Annotated in this window: 13 protein-coding genes; 12 read left to right on the top strand and 1 reads right to left on the bottom strand. The window is 44.8% G+C overall.

What is annotated here, in order from left to right; translation table 11 throughout:
* The first annotated feature begins 7 nt into the window (after positions 1–7).
* Together H8R94_RS06180 and dusB are read left to right on the top strand one after the other, a co-directional pair.
* Positions 8–796, top strand: a complete 789-nt coding sequence (locus H8R94_RS06180; RefSeq protein ID WP_118280447.1) for a type III pantothenate kinase — start codon at positions 8–10, stop codon at positions 794–796.
* Positions 797–809: 13 nt separating this feature from the next.
* The gene (dusB, locus tag H8R94_RS06175; RefSeq protein WP_186854162.1) at positions 810–1,793 is read left to right on the top strand and encodes a tRNA dihydrouridine synthase DusB; all 984 of its coding nucleotides are present in this window, start codon (positions 810–812) and stop codon (positions 1,791–1,793) included.
* Here dusB and H8R94_RS06170 read toward each other — a convergent pair.
* Positions 1,785–4,043 carry a glycogen/starch/alpha-glucan phosphorylase gene (locus tag H8R94_RS06170; protein ID WP_118280445.1) on the bottom strand — a complete coding sequence of 753 codons (2,259 nt, stop codon included), beginning with the start codon at positions 4,041–4,043 and terminating at the stop codon, positions 1,785–1,787. The two genes, dusB and H8R94_RS06170, sit on opposite strands and share 9 nt — an antisense overlap.
* A gap of 135 nt (positions 4,044–4,178) precedes the next feature.
* Between H8R94_RS06170 and H8R94_RS06165 the strand changes: the two genes are divergently transcribed.
* The 10 genes from H8R94_RS06165 to H8R94_RS06120 all read left to right on the top strand — a co-directional run bounded on the left by H8R94_RS06165 (position 4,179) and on the right by H8R94_RS06120 (position 16,086).
* Positions 4,179–5,066 (top strand): AraC family transcriptional regulator, encoded by an 888-nt coding sequence (locus H8R94_RS06165; RefSeq protein ID WP_186854161.1) that lies wholly within the window; start codon positions 4,179–4,181, stop codon positions 5,064–5,066.
* Positions 5,067–5,232: 166 nt separating this feature from the next.
* On the top strand, positions 5,233–6,243 hold the full coding sequence (locus tag H8R94_RS06160; protein ID WP_118535051.1) for a LacI family DNA-binding transcriptional regulator: 1,011 nt from the start codon (positions 5,233–5,235) through the stop codon (positions 6,241–6,243).
* Positions 6,244–6,357: 114 nt separating this feature from the next.
* Positions 6,358–7,665, top strand: a complete 1,308-nt coding sequence (locus H8R94_RS06155) for an ABC transporter substrate-binding protein (protein ID WP_118280442.1) — start codon at positions 6,358–6,360, stop codon at positions 7,663–7,665.
* A 158-nt stretch (positions 7,666–7,823) separates the two neighbouring features.
* Positions 7,824–8,675, top strand: coding sequence for a carbohydrate ABC transporter permease (locus tag H8R94_RS06150; RefSeq protein WP_118280441.1), 852 nt, complete (start codon positions 7,824–7,826; stop codon positions 8,673–8,675).
* On the top strand, positions 8,675–9,517 hold the full coding sequence (locus H8R94_RS06145; RefSeq protein WP_118280440.1) for a carbohydrate ABC transporter permease: 843 nt from the start codon (positions 8,675–8,677) through the stop codon (positions 9,515–9,517). The genes H8R94_RS06150 and H8R94_RS06145 overlap by 1 nt, the downstream gene beginning before the upstream one ends.
* A gap of 35 nt (positions 9,518–9,552) precedes the next feature.
* Positions 9,553–11,037 carry a 4-alpha-glucanotransferase gene (gene malQ / locus H8R94_RS06140; protein ID WP_118280439.1) on the top strand — a complete coding sequence of 495 codons (1,485 nt, stop codon included), beginning with the start codon at positions 9,553–9,555 and terminating at the stop codon, positions 11,035–11,037.
* 124 nt (positions 11,038–11,161) lie between these two features.
* Positions 11,162–11,641: a transcription elongation factor GreA gene (greA, locus tag H8R94_RS06135; protein WP_118280438.1), complete on the top strand. Its 480-nt coding sequence runs from the start codon at positions 11,162–11,164 to the stop codon at positions 11,639–11,641.
* 18 nt (positions 11,642–11,659) lie between these two features.
* Positions 11,660–13,708: a lysine--tRNA ligase gene (lysS, locus tag H8R94_RS06130; protein ID WP_186854160.1), complete on the top strand. Its 2,049-nt coding sequence runs from the start codon at positions 11,660–11,662 to the stop codon at positions 13,706–13,708.
* A gap of 153 nt (positions 13,709–13,861) precedes the next feature.
* Positions 13,862–14,473 carry a class I SAM-dependent methyltransferase gene (locus H8R94_RS06125; protein WP_186854159.1) on the top strand — a complete coding sequence of 204 codons (612 nt, stop codon included), beginning with the start codon at positions 13,862–13,864 and terminating at the stop codon, positions 14,471–14,473.
* 272 nt (positions 14,474–14,745) lie between these two features.
* On the top strand, positions 14,746–16,086 hold the full coding sequence (locus tag H8R94_RS06120; protein WP_118701708.1) for an MATE family efflux transporter: 1,341 nt from the start codon (positions 14,746–14,748) through the stop codon (positions 16,084–16,086).
* Positions 16,087–16,100 lie beyond the last annotated feature (14 nt).

The following is a 16,100-nucleotide window of genomic DNA, read 5'->3' as shown; positions in this document are numbered from 1 at the left end:
AGATAAGATGTTAATGACGATTGATGTAGGAAATACAAATATTACCGTGGGTATTTTTGACAAACAGAAGTTAGTGGGAAATTTTCGTCTGACAACAGGCATGACACGTACTTCCGATGAGTTCGGGACGGCGATCGGGGAGATCCTGCGCTACAATGATATAGAAAAGCAGGACATAAGCGATGCCATCATTGCCAGCGTAGTGCCAAAGATCATGCACTCCCTGACCAGCGGCATCATCAAGTATTTTGAGGTGCATCCGATCTTAGTGGAGCCGGGCGTGCGTACCGGGGTCAAGATCATCACGGAAAATCCGCGTCAGATCGGAGCAGATCGTATTGTCAATGCCGCAGGCGCACTGGGCTTGTATGGCGGACCGGCGATCGTCATTGATTATGGTACGGCGACCACCTATGATCTGGTCAGTGCAGAGGGGGCATATGTATCCGGTGTGATCGCGCCGGGCATCCGTACATCCGCAGAGGCACTCTGGTCAAAGACGGCAAAACTACCGGAGATCGAGATCCGCAAACCGGAGCATATCCTGGCAAAGGAGACGATTTCCTCCATGCAGGCGGGCCTGGTTTATGGACAGATCGGTCAGACGGAATATATCGTAAAACATATGATCGCAGAATCCGGCTACGAGGATATCAAGGTCGTAGCGACCGGTGGGCTGGGCAATCTGATCTCCAAGGAAACGGATTGTATCAATATCTATGATCCGGAACTGACCTTGCAGGGACTGCGTCTGATCTACGAAAAAGAGATGAAAAACCGCGGGGCAGATCGTTAGATAGGGGAAAAGCATGGACAAGTCGACATTACAAGGACTTCAAATAGGAAAGGTAAGACTGGAAAATAATCTGGTCTTAGCACCCATGGCAGGCGTGACAGACCTGCCATTTCGTACTTTATGCAAAGAACAGGGTGCAGGGCTGATCTGCATGGAAATGGTCAGCGCCAAGGCCTTACAGTACAACAATAAAAACACATATCAACTGCTGGAGATTGAGGAAAATGAGCGGCCGGTCTCCTTACAGTTATTTGGCTCGGACCCGGATTGCATCAGCGAGATGGCCAAGCGGATCGAAGACCGTCCTTTTGATATCTTAGATATCAATATGGGCTGTCCTGTGCCAAAAGTCGTTAATAACGGCGACGGCTCCGCACTGATGAAAAATCCCAAACTGGCAGGGCAGATCATGCGAAAAACGGTAAAAGCCATTCAAAAGCCGGTCACAGTCAAGATCCGCAAAGGTTTTGACGATGCCCATGTCAATGCCGTGGAAATGGCAAAGATTGCGGAAGATGCCGGTGTGGCAGCCATTGCCGTACATGGCAGGACAAGAGAACAGTATTATTCCGGCAAAGCCGATTGGGACATTATCGCCCAAGTCAAAGATGCCGTATCCATTCCGGTCATAGGAAATGGAGATCTTCTGGATGCCAAAGATGTGATCGCCATGAAAGAGCAGACCGGATGTGATGGCTTTATGATTGGCCGTGGTGCGCAGGGCAATCCTTGGATCTTTCATCAGATTCTGCATTATTTTGAGACAGGGGAAATGATAGGAAAGCCGCCGATCGATGTTGTGGTGGCTACCATGCTTCGGCATGCGAAGATGCAGATCGCCTTTAAAGGGGATGAATTGTATGGAATACGAGAATTTCGCAAGCATGCGGCGTGGTACACCAGTGGTTACCACAATTCCGCACGCTTACGTGGTATGATCAATGAGGTCAACACTTATCAGGACTTGGAAGACCTGATGGAGCGCGTCTTAAGATAAATGCCAGATGTCTTCATTATACTGGGCGATGGTTCGATCGGATGAGAAGAAGCCGGCTTTGCTGATATTGATCAGCATCTTCTTCGCCCAGGTCATGCGGTCTTCATAATCCGCATAGATACGTTCCTTGGTCGCCTTGTAATCTTCAAAATCCGGTAAGGTCATGAACCAGTCCTTGTTCAAAAGTTCATGGTAAAGACGTTCTAAGTTTTCTTTTTGTCCGACCGCAAGCATGGTATCGCTGATCAAAAAGTCGATGGCACGCTTGATGGCAGGATCTTTCTCATAGTAATCTCTGGAAACATAGTCAGCCTTCTCATAATGGGCGATGACCTCGTCTGAGGATTCGCCAAAGATATAGATGTTGTTGTCTCCGACAAATTCATGCATTTCCACGTTGGCACCGTCTTCGGTTCCGATCGCAATGGCACCGTTTAACATGAACTTCATGTTGGAGGTACCGGATGCTTCCTTGGAAGCAAGTGATATCTGCTCGTGGATATCTGCTGCCGGAATCAGTTTTTCAGCAAGTGTGACATTGTAGTTTTCTACCATGACAACGGACAGGTATGGAGATACCTCCGGGTCATTGGCAATGATCTCCTGTAAGCAGAGGATGACATGGATAATGTCTTTTGCAATGACATAAGCCGGAGCAGCCTTGGCACCAAAGATGACTGTGATCGGACGCTTTGGCAGTTTGCCTTCCTTGATCTCAAAATATTTATCGATCACATAGAGGGCGTTCATCTGCTGTCTCTTGTATTCATGCAGACGCTTGATCTGGATGTCAAAGACAGAATCCGGGTTAATGGCAATGTTTTGTGTCTGTTTTAGATAAGACGCAAGTTCTTCTTTCTTGCCCTGTTTTACGGCAAGCAGTTTCTCCAGTACCGCAGTATCATCGGCATAGGCAGATAATTTTTCCAACTCGGTCGCATCTTTCTTGTAGCCGTCTCCGATCAGTTCGGTCAAAAGATCGGCAAGCGGATGGTTGCAGTGGAGCAGCCATCTGCGGAAAGTGATGCCGTTGGTCTTATTGTTGAATTTTTCCGGATAGATCTTGTAGAAGTTGTTGAGTTCGCTGTTCTTCAAGATCTCGGTGTGCAGGTAGGCAACGCCGTTGACGGAATAGCCATAATGGATATCCATGTGTGCCATGTGTACGCGGTCTTCCGCATCGATGATGGCAACGCTTGGATCGTGGAAAGTATCATTTACTTTGTTGTTCAATTCGTAAATGATCGGAAGCAGTTGCGGTACGGCTTTCTGTAAGTAGTGGATCGGCCATTTTTCCAGTGCTTCTGCAAGGATGGTATGGTTGGTATAAGCACAGGTCTTTGTCACGATCTCGATCGCTTCTTCCATGCGGATTCCCTTTTGCATTAAAAGGCGGATGAGTTCCGGGATCACCATGCTTGGGTGGGTATCGTTGATCTGGATGGTTGCATAATCTGCCAGATCATGCAGGTTGCTGCCGCGCTCTAAGGCTTCGTCCAAGATCAGATGAGCGGCATTGCTGACCATGAAATATTGCTGGTAAACACGAAGAATACGACCATCCTCGTCCGAATCATCCGGGTATAAGAATAGGGTCAGGTTTTTGGCAATGTCCGTTTTGTCAAAATCAATGCCCTCTTTTACCAGTGATTCATCGACAGAATCAATGTCAAATAAATGCAGTTTCGTTGTTCTTCCCATATAGCCGACAACGTCGATATCATACATGCAGGAAGTCAGCGTCAGACCGCCAAATTCGATGTCATAAGTCCGCTTGGTCTTGGTCAGCCAGTTCTTGTTTTCAATCCAAGGGTTTGGCGTTTCCTGCTGCAGATTGTTTTCAAATACCTGCTTGAAAAGCCCGAAATGATAGTTCAAGCCGACACCGTCGCCGTTTAAGCCAAGTGTAGCGATGGAATCCAAAAAGCAGGCAGCCAGACGACCAAGTCCACCGTTTCCAAGAGATGGTTCCGGCTCGATGGTCTCGATCTCTGCCATGGTCTTTCCGTATTTTTGCAGGCAGGCTTCCACCTCGTCGTAGAGCCCCAGGTTGATCAGGTTGTTGGAGAGGAGTTTTCCGATAAGAAACTCAGCAGAAATATAGTAGAGTTTCTTCTTGCCCTCGGTGGTCACCTTTTTTTCGGCTTCTTCCTTTACCAGTTCTAAAAGAGCAACATATATCTGCTCGTTTGTGACATGTCCCGGATCCGTGCCAAAGGTATCCTTGACCTTGATTTCTAATGCATCCATAAAAACCTCCTAAATTACACATTCTTTTTATGCTTCCAGTATATAGGCTATGATGACCCTGGTCTTGTCATATCATAGCAAAAAGTAGTACAATCCTATCATTAGAAAAACAAAGAACAGGAAAAGAGGCAGAAAATGGATATAAAAGAATACGAAAACTATCATGAACGAAAAGAACACAGCCGACAGACTTTTCCATATAATACCTATTTGTGCTCCATGCCGCTGGATTTTAGCGAGGTGCCCATGCATTGGCATGACGAGATGGAGATCATCTATATAAAGAAAGGGCGGGGCATGGTCTCCGTAGAATTTGATGAGAGGATCGTGAGCGGAGGAGAGTTTGTCGTAGTCCTGCCGGGGCAACTGCATGGCATCCGTTCTGTGCCGGGGGAAAGTGTCGAGTACGAAAATATCCTCTTTCGCCCGGAAATCTTATATGGAAAAAAGGACGATGGCTTAAGACAGGACTTTTTTAATCCCCTTTTTCAGATGAAGATCGTCATTCCTGCCTTTTATGGGGAGGGAGTTCCCGGTTACTGGGAGATCAAAGAGGTTTTAGATGGCTGCGACAGCATTTGTAAAGAGCCTGTGGAGGGCTATGAACTTTTGCTCAAAAGCAGGCTCTATCTTCTGATATATCATTTGTGTCAGACCAGTGGGCAACGGGGCAGGGTCAAGAACAGCAGACCCCATGAGGAAATGAAACTGGTCTTAAAATATGTGGAACTGCATTATATGGAAAAGATCACGATCGCCGATATGGCGGAGGTCAGCGGTTTCAGCGCTTCCCATTTTATGAAATACTTCAAACAAAACATGGGACAGAGTTTCATTGACTACCTCAACGACTACCGACTGACCATGGCATCCCGCATGCTTGTGGCATCCGAGGCCTCCGTTCTGTCCATAGCCCAGGAGGTCGGTATTGATAACATGTCCTACTTCAACCGCGTCTTTAAGCGGAAATTCGGCATGACTCCAAGAGACTTCCGCAAGGTCAATGAAAACAGGAATTTGTGATCTTGCACAAAAATAATGGATTGCTTTCGTCGAAAATAGCAAAAATGACATATGTATGTTGACATGGTAAATTTTGGGGTATAAGATATATGCATATCAACTGAAAACGTTTCCAGTAACGTTTCCGGTAACGTTTTCAACAAAATAAACGGGAAAGGGCACAGATATGACGATCAAAGATATAGCAAAAATCAGTGGCGTGAGCGTCAGCACCGTTTCCCGCGTATTAAACAACCACCCGGATGTGAGCGAGGATGTACGGCGCAAGGTCATGGCAGTTGTGGAGGAGTACAATTACATTCCCAACAACAGCGCCAGATCATTGGGACAGAGCAAGTCAGATAACATTGGACTGATCGTCCGTGGTATCTCCAATCCTTTCTATACATCCATCATCCATGAGATCGAGCAGGATATCGAGAAGGCTGGTTACACACTTGTGATGCAGCAGATCGGCGCCACGGAGGATGAACTCTTAGCAGGTGCCATGATGGAGCGGGACAAGAGATTGCTGGGATTGATCTTTTTGGGAGGACGTCTGGACTATACCAAGGAACAGATCGCAGCGATCAGCGTACCTTTTGTTTCCTGTTCTTCCAACAATGCTTATGGATCCTTGGATGATACCTGTTATTCCAGTGTATCGATCGACGATACGCAGACTGCCTATGAAGCAGTCAAGGAACTCTATAAAGAGGGACACCGCAGGATCGCCGTTCTTCTGGCAAGACCGGATGACGGTTCGGTTTCCCAGATCCGCTATGAGGGATATGTCAAGGCATTGACCGAGGTGGGGATGGTTCCGACAGAAGATCTGATCATGTCTGTGGACAGTTACAATATCGCAGATGCCTATCATGGGACAAAAGCGTGGCTGGATAAGGGAATAGCCTTTGATGCGATCTTTGCGATCGCAGACAACCTTGCCATGGGAGCCATGAGAGCGCTTCGGGAAAAAGGGATTATCGTGCCGAAAGATTGCTCCATTGTAGCGATCGACGGTATTGAGGTGTCAGAGTATATGGCACCGGCACTTTCTACATATTGTCAGCCGATGGAAGAACTGGGAAAGACCAGTGTGGACCTTCTCATCGATCTGATCGAGAAAAAGGGAGAACACAGGCAGATCATCCTGCCGACGATCTTTCGCGAGGGGGAGACCATTGCAGTCCGATAAATCGGTCATAAATAGCAGTGGTCCTGCATATAATGATTTTTGATTGTGGCAAAAGCGCAGTGCCATAATTGGAAATAAATACTTATCAATTATCACGAGAAGGAGAGGGTAATCATGAAACTAAAAAAAGTATTAGCATTGACAATGGTTGCTACGATGGCAGTTGGCGCATTTGTCGGATGCGGCAATTCCAAAGATGGGGGAGATTCTGCTAAGTCAGATTCCGGAAAGGTCTACTATCTGAACTTCAAACCCGAAGCAGACGATGCGTGGCAGGCTTTGGCAAAGGAATACACCAAGGAGACAGGTGTTGATGTTACGGTTGTAACAGCAGCATCCAACAAGTATGAAGAGACACTGATGGCAGAGATGTCAAAGAGTGAGGCTCCTACTTTATTCCATGTAAACGGACCGGTTGGATTGAAGAACTGGAAAGATTACGCAATGGATCTTTCAGATACAGATGTATATAAGAACTTAAACGGTGATGAATATGCATTGAAAGATGGCGACGAAGTTAAGGGTATCGCAATGGCTGTTGAGACATACGGTATCATTACAAATACAAAGTTATTAAAAGAAGCAGGATATACTGTAGATGATATCCAGAGTTTCGATGACTTAAAGAAGGTAGCAGAAGACATCACAGCAAGAAAAGACGAACTTGGATTTGCAGCATTTACTTCTGCAGGTATGGATGATTCTTCTGACTGGAGATTTAAGACACACCTTTCAAATCTTCCAATCTATTTTGAGTATCAGGATGAGAACGAAACAAGCACAGATGCGATCAAGGGAACCTATCTTGACAACTACAAGAACATCTTTGATCTGTACATCAACAACTCAACATGTGATCCAAAGGAACTTGCAAGCAAGACCGGTGATGACTCAGAAGCTGAGTTTATCAATGGCGAAGCAGTATTCTTCCAGAATGGTTCATGGGAATATGGCAACGTAGTAGGTGATAAGAAGTTATCTGCAGATGATGTTACAATGATTCCTATTTACATTGGTGTTGGTGATGAAGCAAATCAGGGACTCTGCACAGGTACAGAGAACTACTGGTGTGTAAACAGCGCTGCTGATGAAAAGGATATTCAGGCAACACTTGATTTCATGAACTGGTGTGTATCTTCTGACAAGGGAACAACAGCAATGGCTGATGACATGGGATTTGTTATTCCTTTCAAGGATGCAAAGGATACAGACAACGTATTTGTTCAGAAGGATAAGGAAATGCAGGCAGCAGGCAAGACAACAATTCCTTGGGACTTCACAACCATCCCTTCAGAGCAGTGGAAGGCTGACCTTAGTTCTGCACTTACAGCTTATGCAGCTGGAACTGGATCATGGGATGATGTTAAGACAGCATTCGTAGATGGATGGGCAAAAGAGTACAAGGCAGCCAATCAGGAATAATCCGCATTTGCAAATTTCATAGATGCATCGATTCCCTTGCGCAGGAATAGCATCGCTTATAATTGTTTTGAATAACCGGAGGGCGGGCAAACAACGCCTGCCCTCTATATTTATGCCCAAAAGGCAGATGATTTTATCGTTTTTTAAAGGAGGTTACCATGGAAAAAGCAGTTAGAAAATATTGGCCTGTCTTTGTGCTGCCGACCGCTGCGGCTTTTTGTGTAGGCTTTTTGTATCCGTTCATTCAAGGATTATATTTATCTTTCTGCAGCTTCATTACGATTGACCGGGCAAAGTTCAACGGATTGCAGAATTATAAATACGCACTTACCGATGCAACTTTTTTGCATGCATTCTGGTTTACGGCATTATTTACGATCGTGGTTACGATACTGATCAATGTCGGAGCATTTGCACTTGCACTTGCACTCACCAGTAAGTTGAAAGCATCCAATCTTTTCCGTACCATCTTTTTTATGCCAAACCTGATCGGCGGTATCGTCTTGGGATACATCTGGCAGATTCTGCTCAACGGAGCCTTGACTTTACTGGAAAAGCCGCTTTTGGCATTGGATGAAAAATACGGATTTATCGGTTTGCTCATACTGATGTGCTGGCAACAGATCGGTTATATGATGATCATTTACATAGCAGGATTGCAGTCGATCCCGGATGATTATATTGAAGCAGCAAAGATTGATGGAGCTACAGAAGGACAAATATTATGGAAGATCAAAATTCCGAATGTTATGCCGTCAATTACCATTTGTATGTTCTTATCCCTTACCAATGGCTTTAAGTTATTCGATCAGAACTTAGCACTGACCGGCGGTGAACCGGCACATGCTTCTGAAATGCTGGCGCTGAATATCTACAGTACTTTCTATGCGAGAAGCGGACCACAGTGGAAGGGTTATGGACAGGCGAAAGCCGTGCTCTTCTGTATTTTAGTCATCATCATTTCCATGATACAGTTGAAGGCAACCAAATCTAAGGAGGTGCAGCAGTAATGAAAGAGAAAACAACCTTAAAAAGCAAGATCTTATTTGTTGTACTTTTGATCCTTAGTTTAGCATGGATCTATCCGGTATTTATGATCCTGATCAACTCCTTTAAGACGGATCGAAATATCACGACAAGAACGGTATTCCAACTGCCGAATGCAGATAGTTTTGCCGGTCTGTCAAACTTTGTGGATGCACTAACCTCCAAGGGTTTTGCAAAGGCATTTGGTTACAGTCTGATGATCACGATCACCTCAGTTGTACTGATTCTGATCTGCTGCTCTATGTGTGCATGGTTTATCACAAGAGTCAATGGCATCATATCCAAGATTTTATACTTCCTCTTTGTATTTTCTATGGTAGTGCCATTCCAGATGTTGATGTTTACCTTATCTTCTACGGCAGACAGATTGGATTTGAATAAACCATACAATATCTGTATTATTTACCTAGGATTTGGAGCGGGACTGGCGGTATTTATGTTCTGTGGTTTCATGAAGTCCATACCATTGGAGATCGAGGAAGCGGCGATGATCGATGGCTGTAATCCTTTGCAGACCTTCTTTTTGATCGTACTTCCGATCTTAAAACCGACACTGATCTCCGTTGGAATTTTGGAAACCATGTGGTTGTGGAACGATTATCTCTTACCATATCTGGTACTTGATCGTAAGAAGTATATGACCATTCCGATTTTGATCCAGTACTTCCAGGGAAGTTACGGAAAAGTAGAAATGGGACCAATGATGGCTTGTATCCTTATGACGGTATTGCCGATCATCATTGTATATCTGGTTTGCCAGAAGTACATTATCAAGGGTGTTATGGCTGGTGCTGTCAAAGGCTAAGACTTGTTCCCTTATAAAATTATGAGGTGAAAAATATGAATAGAAGTAGTGGAATATTACTTCCCATATCTTCGCTTCCATCACCATATGGTATAGGCACCTTTGGAGCGGCAGCATATGCTTTTGCTGATTTTTTGCATGAGGCAGGGCAGAAATACTGGCAGCTTTTACCACTGGGGCCTACCAGTTATGGGGATTCGCCTTATCAGAGTTTTTCCACCTTTGCGGGAAATCCGTATTTTGTGGATCTGGATCTTTTGATCGAGGATGGACTGCTTTTGGCGGAGGAAGTAGAAGCATGTGACTGGGGAGAAGATCCCCGTCATGTGGATTATGGAAAGATTTACGAAAGCCGCTTTGCCATATTGGCAAAGGCAAAGGCAAGAGGCTATGCGAGAGACTATGAGGATGTGCAGGCTTTTTGTCAGGAAAATGAGCAGTGGCTGGATAATTATGCACTTTACATGGCATGTAAAAAGCATTTTGGCATGAAGGCATGGAGTGAGTGGGAGGATAAGGATATCCGTATGCACCGCCCGGAAGCGGTCGAAAAGTACCGCCGGGATCTGCAGGAGGATATGGAACTCTTTATTTACATCCAGTATCTCTTTTTTAAACAGTGGAATGCCCTGCGTGCCTATATCAATGATCTTGGCATTGAGATCATCGGGGATTTGCCGATCTATGTATCCATGGATTCTGCGGATGTGTGGGCAGAACCGGAGTATTTTGTTTTAAATGAGGAGCGTATCCCATTGGAAGTGGCAGGTGTACCGCCGGATTATTTCAGTGAGGATGGGCAACTCTGGGGCAACCCGATCTATGATTGGGAGGCTATGGCAAAAGATGGATACGGTTGGTGGATCCGACGGATCGAAGGAGCCGGCAAGTTGTATGATGTGATCCGTATCGATCACTTCCGCGGATTTGATACCTATTGGGCAGTGCCTTATGGGGAAAAGACCGCTAAGATCGGTCAGTGGAAGCATGGACCGGGCATGGATCTGGTCGGACTTTTGAAAAAGACATTTCCAAAACTGGAATTTATCGCAGAAGATCTGGGTGAGCAGTCACCAAGTGTCAGACAGTTGCTTGCAGACAGTGGCTTCCCAGGCATGAAGATCTTAGAGTTTGCCTTTGATTCGGATGAGCCAAGCGACTATCAGCCGCACACCTATCCGAGACACTGCATTTGTTACACCGGAACCCATGATAACAGTCCGGTCATGCTCTGGAAGGCAGAGGCAAAGCCGAAAGATGCCGCCTATGCAGCAGAGTATTTAGGCATTGGGGACGAACCTTATTATTGGGGCTTTATCCGCGGTGGCATGCGGTCGGTAGCACTTCTCTTTGTGGCACAGATGCAGGATTATCTGGGACTGGGCAAAGGACATCGCATGAATGTGCCGGGGACGGCAAGTGGAAACTGGACCTGGCGTATGCTTTCGGGAGAGGCAACGACAGAGATTGCAGAGAAACTATATCGCATGACCAAGATATACGGTCGTCTGCAAAAGTAAATAAAAAGGAAAAGAGGTGGCTTTAAGACCCGTAAGAACGTGGTTTTAAGGGCACCTTTTCTTGACAATCAGAGGGCTTTTTGCCTATAATAGATTGATTAAATATCAGAAAGGATATGCAGACATGGAAAAGAAAAATATCTTGACATATGGTGGACTTAAAAAATACGAAGATGAACTTCAGGAGTTGAAGGTTGTTCGTAGAAAGGAAGTTGCTCAGAAGATCAAAGAAGCAAGAGAGCAGGGCGACTTATCAGAGAACGCAGAGTATGATGCAGCAAAGGATGAGCAGCGTGATATTGAGGCTCGTATCGAGGAATTAGAGAAGATTCTTAAGAATGCAGAAGTTGTAGATGAGGAAGAAGTAGATCTTGACAAGATCAGTGTTGGATGTCAGGTCAAGATTTTGGATATTGAATTTGACGAAGAACTGGAGTACAAGGTTGTAGGTTCTACAGAGGCAAACAGCCTGACAGGCAGAATTTCTAATGAGTCACCGGTTGGCAGAGCCATCATGGGAGCAAGCGTTGGAGATATCGTGACCGTTGAGACTCCGGCAGGCGATTTACAGTACAAGATTTTAGAGATTCAGAGATCAAACTAATAGATATAGAGGTGTTACATGGCAAATCAGAATAATACACAGGGACAGGATCTGGGACAACTTTTACAGATCAGACGTGAAAAGTTAGCCAACTTGCAGGCAGCAGGTCAGGATCCTTTCCAGATCACAAAGTATGATGTGACCCATCATACATCCGACGTAAAGGAAATCTATGCCGCACATGAGGCAGAACTTCTTGCTGGCAGAGAGGATCCGGATACCGAGGGTATGGATGAAGGGGAAGCAAGAGAGATCATCAAGAAAGAATACGACGAGAGAAGAAGCATTATGGATGCTTCTCCGATCCGGGTGTCTATCGCCGGACGCATGATGTTCAAGCGTGTGATGGGCAAGGCTTCTTTTGCAAATATCCAGGATTTAAAGGGCAACATTCAGATCTATGTGGCAAGAGATGCCATTGGTGAAGATTTGTATGCAACCTTCAAGAAATCTGATATCGGTGATATCTGGGGCGTTAAGGGATATGCTTTCCGTACAAGAACCGGAGAAGTTTCCATTCATGCAGAAGAAATGACACTTCTTTCTAAGTCTTTACAGATCTTACCGGAGAAATTCCATGGATTGACAGATACAGATACCCGTTATCGTCAGAGATATGTTGATCTGATTATGAATCAGGAAAGCAAGGATGTATTTGTAAAGAGATCACAGATTATCAAGGAAATCCGTAAGTTCTTAGATGGACGTGATTTTATGGAGGTGGAGACACCGATGCTGGTATCCAATGCCGGTGGTGCTGCTGCTCGTCCATTTGAAACACATTACAATGCTTTGAATGAAGATGTAAAACTTCGTATTTCTTTGGAATTATATCTGAAGAGATTAATTGTTGGTGGATTAGAGCGAGTATATGAAATTGGACGTGTGTTCCGTAACGAAGGTGTAGATACCAGACATAATCCGGAATTCACATTGATGGAATTATACCAGGCATATACAGATTATGAAGGAATGATGGAACTTACAGAGTCTATGTTCCGTTATTTGGCAGAGACCGTATGTGGTGGAACCAAGATTTCTTACCAGGGTACAGAGATTGATTTAGGAAAGCCATTTGCACGTCTTACTATGACAGATGCTGTCAAGAAATATGCTGGCATTGACTTTGATCAGGTGGCAGATGATGAAGAAGCGAAGAGATTAGCAGAAGAACATCATGTTGAATATGAAGAACGCCATAAGAAGGGTGATATTCTGAATCTGTTCTTTGAGGAATATTGTGAGCATGAATTGGTTCAGCCGACATTTATTATGGATCACCCAATTGAGATCTCTCCACTGACAAAGAAAAAGCCGGAAGATCCAAACAAGGTAGAACGTTTTGAATTGTTTATCAATGGATGGGAAATGTGTAATGCATATTCAGAGTTGAATGATCCAATTGATCAGCGCGAACGTTTTGCAGCGCAAGATGCAAATGCAGCAGCAGGTGATGATGAAGCAGAACATACTGACGAGGATTTCCTGAATGCACTTGAAATCGGTATGCCTCCAACAGGTGGTATCGGTTACGGAATCGACCGACTGGTTATGCTGCTTACAGACAGTGCTGCGATTCGAGATGTATTGCTCTTCCCGACAATGAAGTCACTCGGTGATGTAAATAAGAAAAATGATGAAAAAAATCAGGCTGCCGAAGAAATGAAAGCAGAGCCAGAGAAGATTGATTTTTCAAATGTAAAGATTGAGCCATTATTCGAGGAAGAAGTTGATTTCGATACATTCAGCAAGTCAGATTTCAGAGCTGTAAAGGTTAAAGAGTGTGTTGCAGTACCGAAGTCAAAGAAACTGTTACAGTTTACTCTTGATGACGGAACAGGCACAGATCGCACGATTTTAAGCGGTATTCACGCTTATTACGAGCCGGAAGAACTGGTTGGTAAGACACTGATTGCCATCACAAACCTTCCACCGAGAAAGATGATGGGTATTGAATCTTGTGGTATGTTACTTTCAGCAGTCAATAATCTGAAAGACTCAGAAGATGAAGAACTGCATCTGATTATGGTTGATAACCACATTCCAGCAGGTGCAAAGCTCTATTAAGATGATGTAAAGATGTACCAATTGATGCAGAAATCGGTGCAAGCAAGAATAAATCGCATAATTAGTACAAAGAGTGGGCAATTCCAATCGGAGTTGCCCTTTTTTAAAACAAACAGAAATACAAATCGGAATTTGTGGAGGAGGAATTCTGTAATGAAATTTTTTGAAAATACCCGTAAGCCACAAGGCTTCGGCGGAAAATTGATGACGAAGATGATGAACAGCGGTCACGCCAAATTATCGCAATGGGGATTCTCAAATATCTCCGCGAAGTCTGATGCTGAAGTTCTGGACATCGGCTGTGGCGGCGGAGCAAATATTGCGGTCTGGCTTGATAGATGTAGAAATGGCCACGTGACAGGAATGGATTATTCTGAGGTTAGTGTGGCAGAATCTCAAAAATTGAACGCCCTCGCCATTAAACAAGGGAAATGTAATGTAGTTCAAGGAGATGTATCTGCTATACCCTTTTCTGACGCGACTTTTGATTATGTTTCTGCCTTCGAAACAGTTTACTTTTGGCCAGGATTAGTAAAATGCTTTTCCGAGGTCAACCGTGTGCTGAAAAGCGAAGGCATATTCCTGATTTGTAACGAGAGTGACGGAACGAATGTCGCAGATGAAAAATGGACAAAGATGATCAATGGTATGAAGATTTACACATCTAAACAACTTGTTGCCGCTTTGAAAGAAGCGGGTTTTACAGAGATCAAAACGTATTCAAATGCAAAAAATCATTGGATAAGTATTGTTGCAACGAAATAGCCAAATTCAAGTTTGCAGAACTAATAGAGAAATAACATATAAAACAATAAATATGGCGCCACAATTCCGTAATGATTAATGCTTGAAAGTCTCCTGAAAGAATGCTATAATACTGAGCGTAAAATTTGAGTGGACTTTTCCGGATTCGGTCATCTTTTTGCCACACAGCTATCTTGTGATAGCCGTGTGGCTTTTTTGTTGTCTGCATACTGGAAAATCTGGCAGAACGGAGGATGGAAGCTGCCGGACACTTTGTGGAGAGGAGGGAAAGTATGCAGACCAATAATAAAATGGCGGTCGCTCCTGTTGGAAAGCTCATCTGGCAAATGTCGATACCGCCGCTGATTTCCATGTTCCTGCAATATTCCTATAACCTGATAGACAGCGCGTTTGTGGCGCGGTTGAGTGAGAATGCATTGACCGCTGTTTCTCTGTCATTCCCGATTACAACATTGATGAATGCAGCGTCTATCTGGATCGGTGTCGGCGTGAATGTGCTGATAGCAGGGTATCTTGGACAGAAAAAGCAGGATGAGGCAAATGCAACTGTCACACATGGATTGTTACTGGCTTTTGGAATAGGTGCTTTGCTCAACCTTATGTCATTACTGATTATGAAATCCTATTTTCGGGCATTCACCAATAATGAAGAAATTTATCAGCTGAGCATCGCCTATATGAGTGTGTGCTCCTTCATGCAAATTCCCAATATGGTGCATATCGCCATCCAGAAGATGATACAGGCCACCGGGAACATGGTCGCTCCCATGTGGTTCCAGATCGCGGGCGTGGTCGTTAACTTCGTGTTCGACCCCATTCTGATTTTTGGGATTGGTATTTTTCCGGCTATGGGAATCCGCGGCGCTGCGGTAGCTACCGTTGCAGGCTATCTGCTGTCCATGATTTTGGCATTTGCTTTACTGCTGGGCAAAAAGCAGAAAGTGCAGGTGAAAATCAAAGACTTTCATTTGAAAAAGCAGATGATCTACCGTATTTTTGCCTTTGGCCTGCCATCTTTTATCATGAACGCCCTCAGTTCGTTTGTGGTGACCTTTGTCAATCTGTTTTTGGTGGCGTATTCCGATACGGCGATCGCTTTCTTCGGCGCATATTTTAAGGTGCAGCAGCTGATTGTTATGACGGTAAACGGCTTGATTCAAGGCTGTTTGCCTGTCATGCGGTTTAACTACGGCGCAGGCAACAGCGAACGGCTGCATTCAGCTTTCCGATATGGAACTGTTTTGGTCACCGGCATGATGATACTGGGGACGTTGGCTGTCCTCCTCTTTCCGGCGCAGATTCTGGGATTGTTTATGGCGTCGGAAGCCATGCGCTCCTTTGGAATCTCCGCCATGCGGATCATGGCGGCAAGCTATCTGTTTTGCGGCCTTTCTACGATGATTTCCACCTATTTTCAGACCACAGAAAAAGTAGGGTCCAGCATGGCGATCCAATTATGCAGGCAAATGCTTTTCCTTGTGCCTGCCCTGTGGTGTCTGGACAAATTGTTCCAGCTGAACGGAATCTGGCTTGCATTTCCGGTTGCGGAAACTGCCACTTTGCTCGTTGCACTTGTGATGATGGCATGGCATCGACGCAAAAATATCTCATAACGTGTTTTGCGAAG

The sequence above is a fragment of the Roseburia lenta genome, assembly GCF_014287435.1.
GTDB lineage: Bacteria > Bacillota > Clostridia > Lachnospirales > Lachnospiraceae > Pararoseburia > Pararoseburia lenta.
Note: the sequence above shows the minus strand (reverse complement) of the source record. Positions and strands in the feature narration are given on the sequence as shown.

What these genes read in the sequence shown, in the direction of transcription:
- H8R94_RS06180 (WP_118280447.1), top strand. Translation starts at nt 8, where the DNA reads ATGTTAATGACGATTGATGTAGGAAATACAAATATTACCGTGGGTATT.
- dusB (WP_186854162.1), top strand. Translation starts at nt 810, where the DNA reads ATGGACAAGTCGACATTACAAGGACTTCAAATAGGAAAGGTAAGACTG.
- H8R94_RS06170 (WP_118280445.1), bottom strand. Translation starts at nt 4,043, where the DNA reads ATGGATGCATTAGAAATCAAGGTCAAGGATACCTTTGGCACGGATCCG.
- H8R94_RS06165 (WP_186854161.1), top strand. Translation starts at nt 4,179, where the DNA reads ATGGATATAAAAGAATACGAAAACTATCATGAACGAAAAGAACACAGC.
- H8R94_RS06160 (WP_118535051.1), top strand. Translation starts at nt 5,233, where the DNA reads ATGACGATCAAAGATATAGCAAAAATCAGTGGCGTGAGCGTCAGCACC.
- H8R94_RS06155 (WP_118280442.1), top strand. Translation starts at nt 6,358, where the DNA reads ATGAAACTAAAAAAAGTATTAGCATTGACAATGGTTGCTACGATGGCA.
- H8R94_RS06150 (WP_118280441.1), top strand. Translation starts at nt 7,824, where the DNA reads ATGGAAAAAGCAGTTAGAAAATATTGGCCTGTCTTTGTGCTGCCGACC.
- H8R94_RS06145 (WP_118280440.1), top strand. Translation starts at nt 8,675, where the DNA reads ATGAAAGAGAAAACAACCTTAAAAAGCAAGATCTTATTTGTTGTACTT.
- malQ (WP_118280439.1), top strand. Translation starts at nt 9,553, where the DNA reads ATGAATAGAAGTAGTGGAATATTACTTCCCATATCTTCGCTTCCATCA.
- greA (WP_118280438.1), top strand. Translation starts at nt 11,162, where the DNA reads ATGGAAAAGAAAAATATCTTGACATATGGTGGACTTAAAAAATACGAA.
- lysS (WP_186854160.1), top strand. Translation starts at nt 11,660, where the DNA reads ATGGCAAATCAGAATAATACACAGGGACAGGATCTGGGACAACTTTTA.
- H8R94_RS06125 (WP_186854159.1), top strand. Translation starts at nt 13,862, where the DNA reads ATGAAATTTTTTGAAAATACCCGTAAGCCACAAGGCTTCGGCGGAAAA.
- H8R94_RS06120 (WP_118701708.1), top strand. Translation starts at nt 14,746, where the DNA reads ATGCAGACCAATAATAAAATGGCGGTCGCTCCTGTTGGAAAGCTCATC.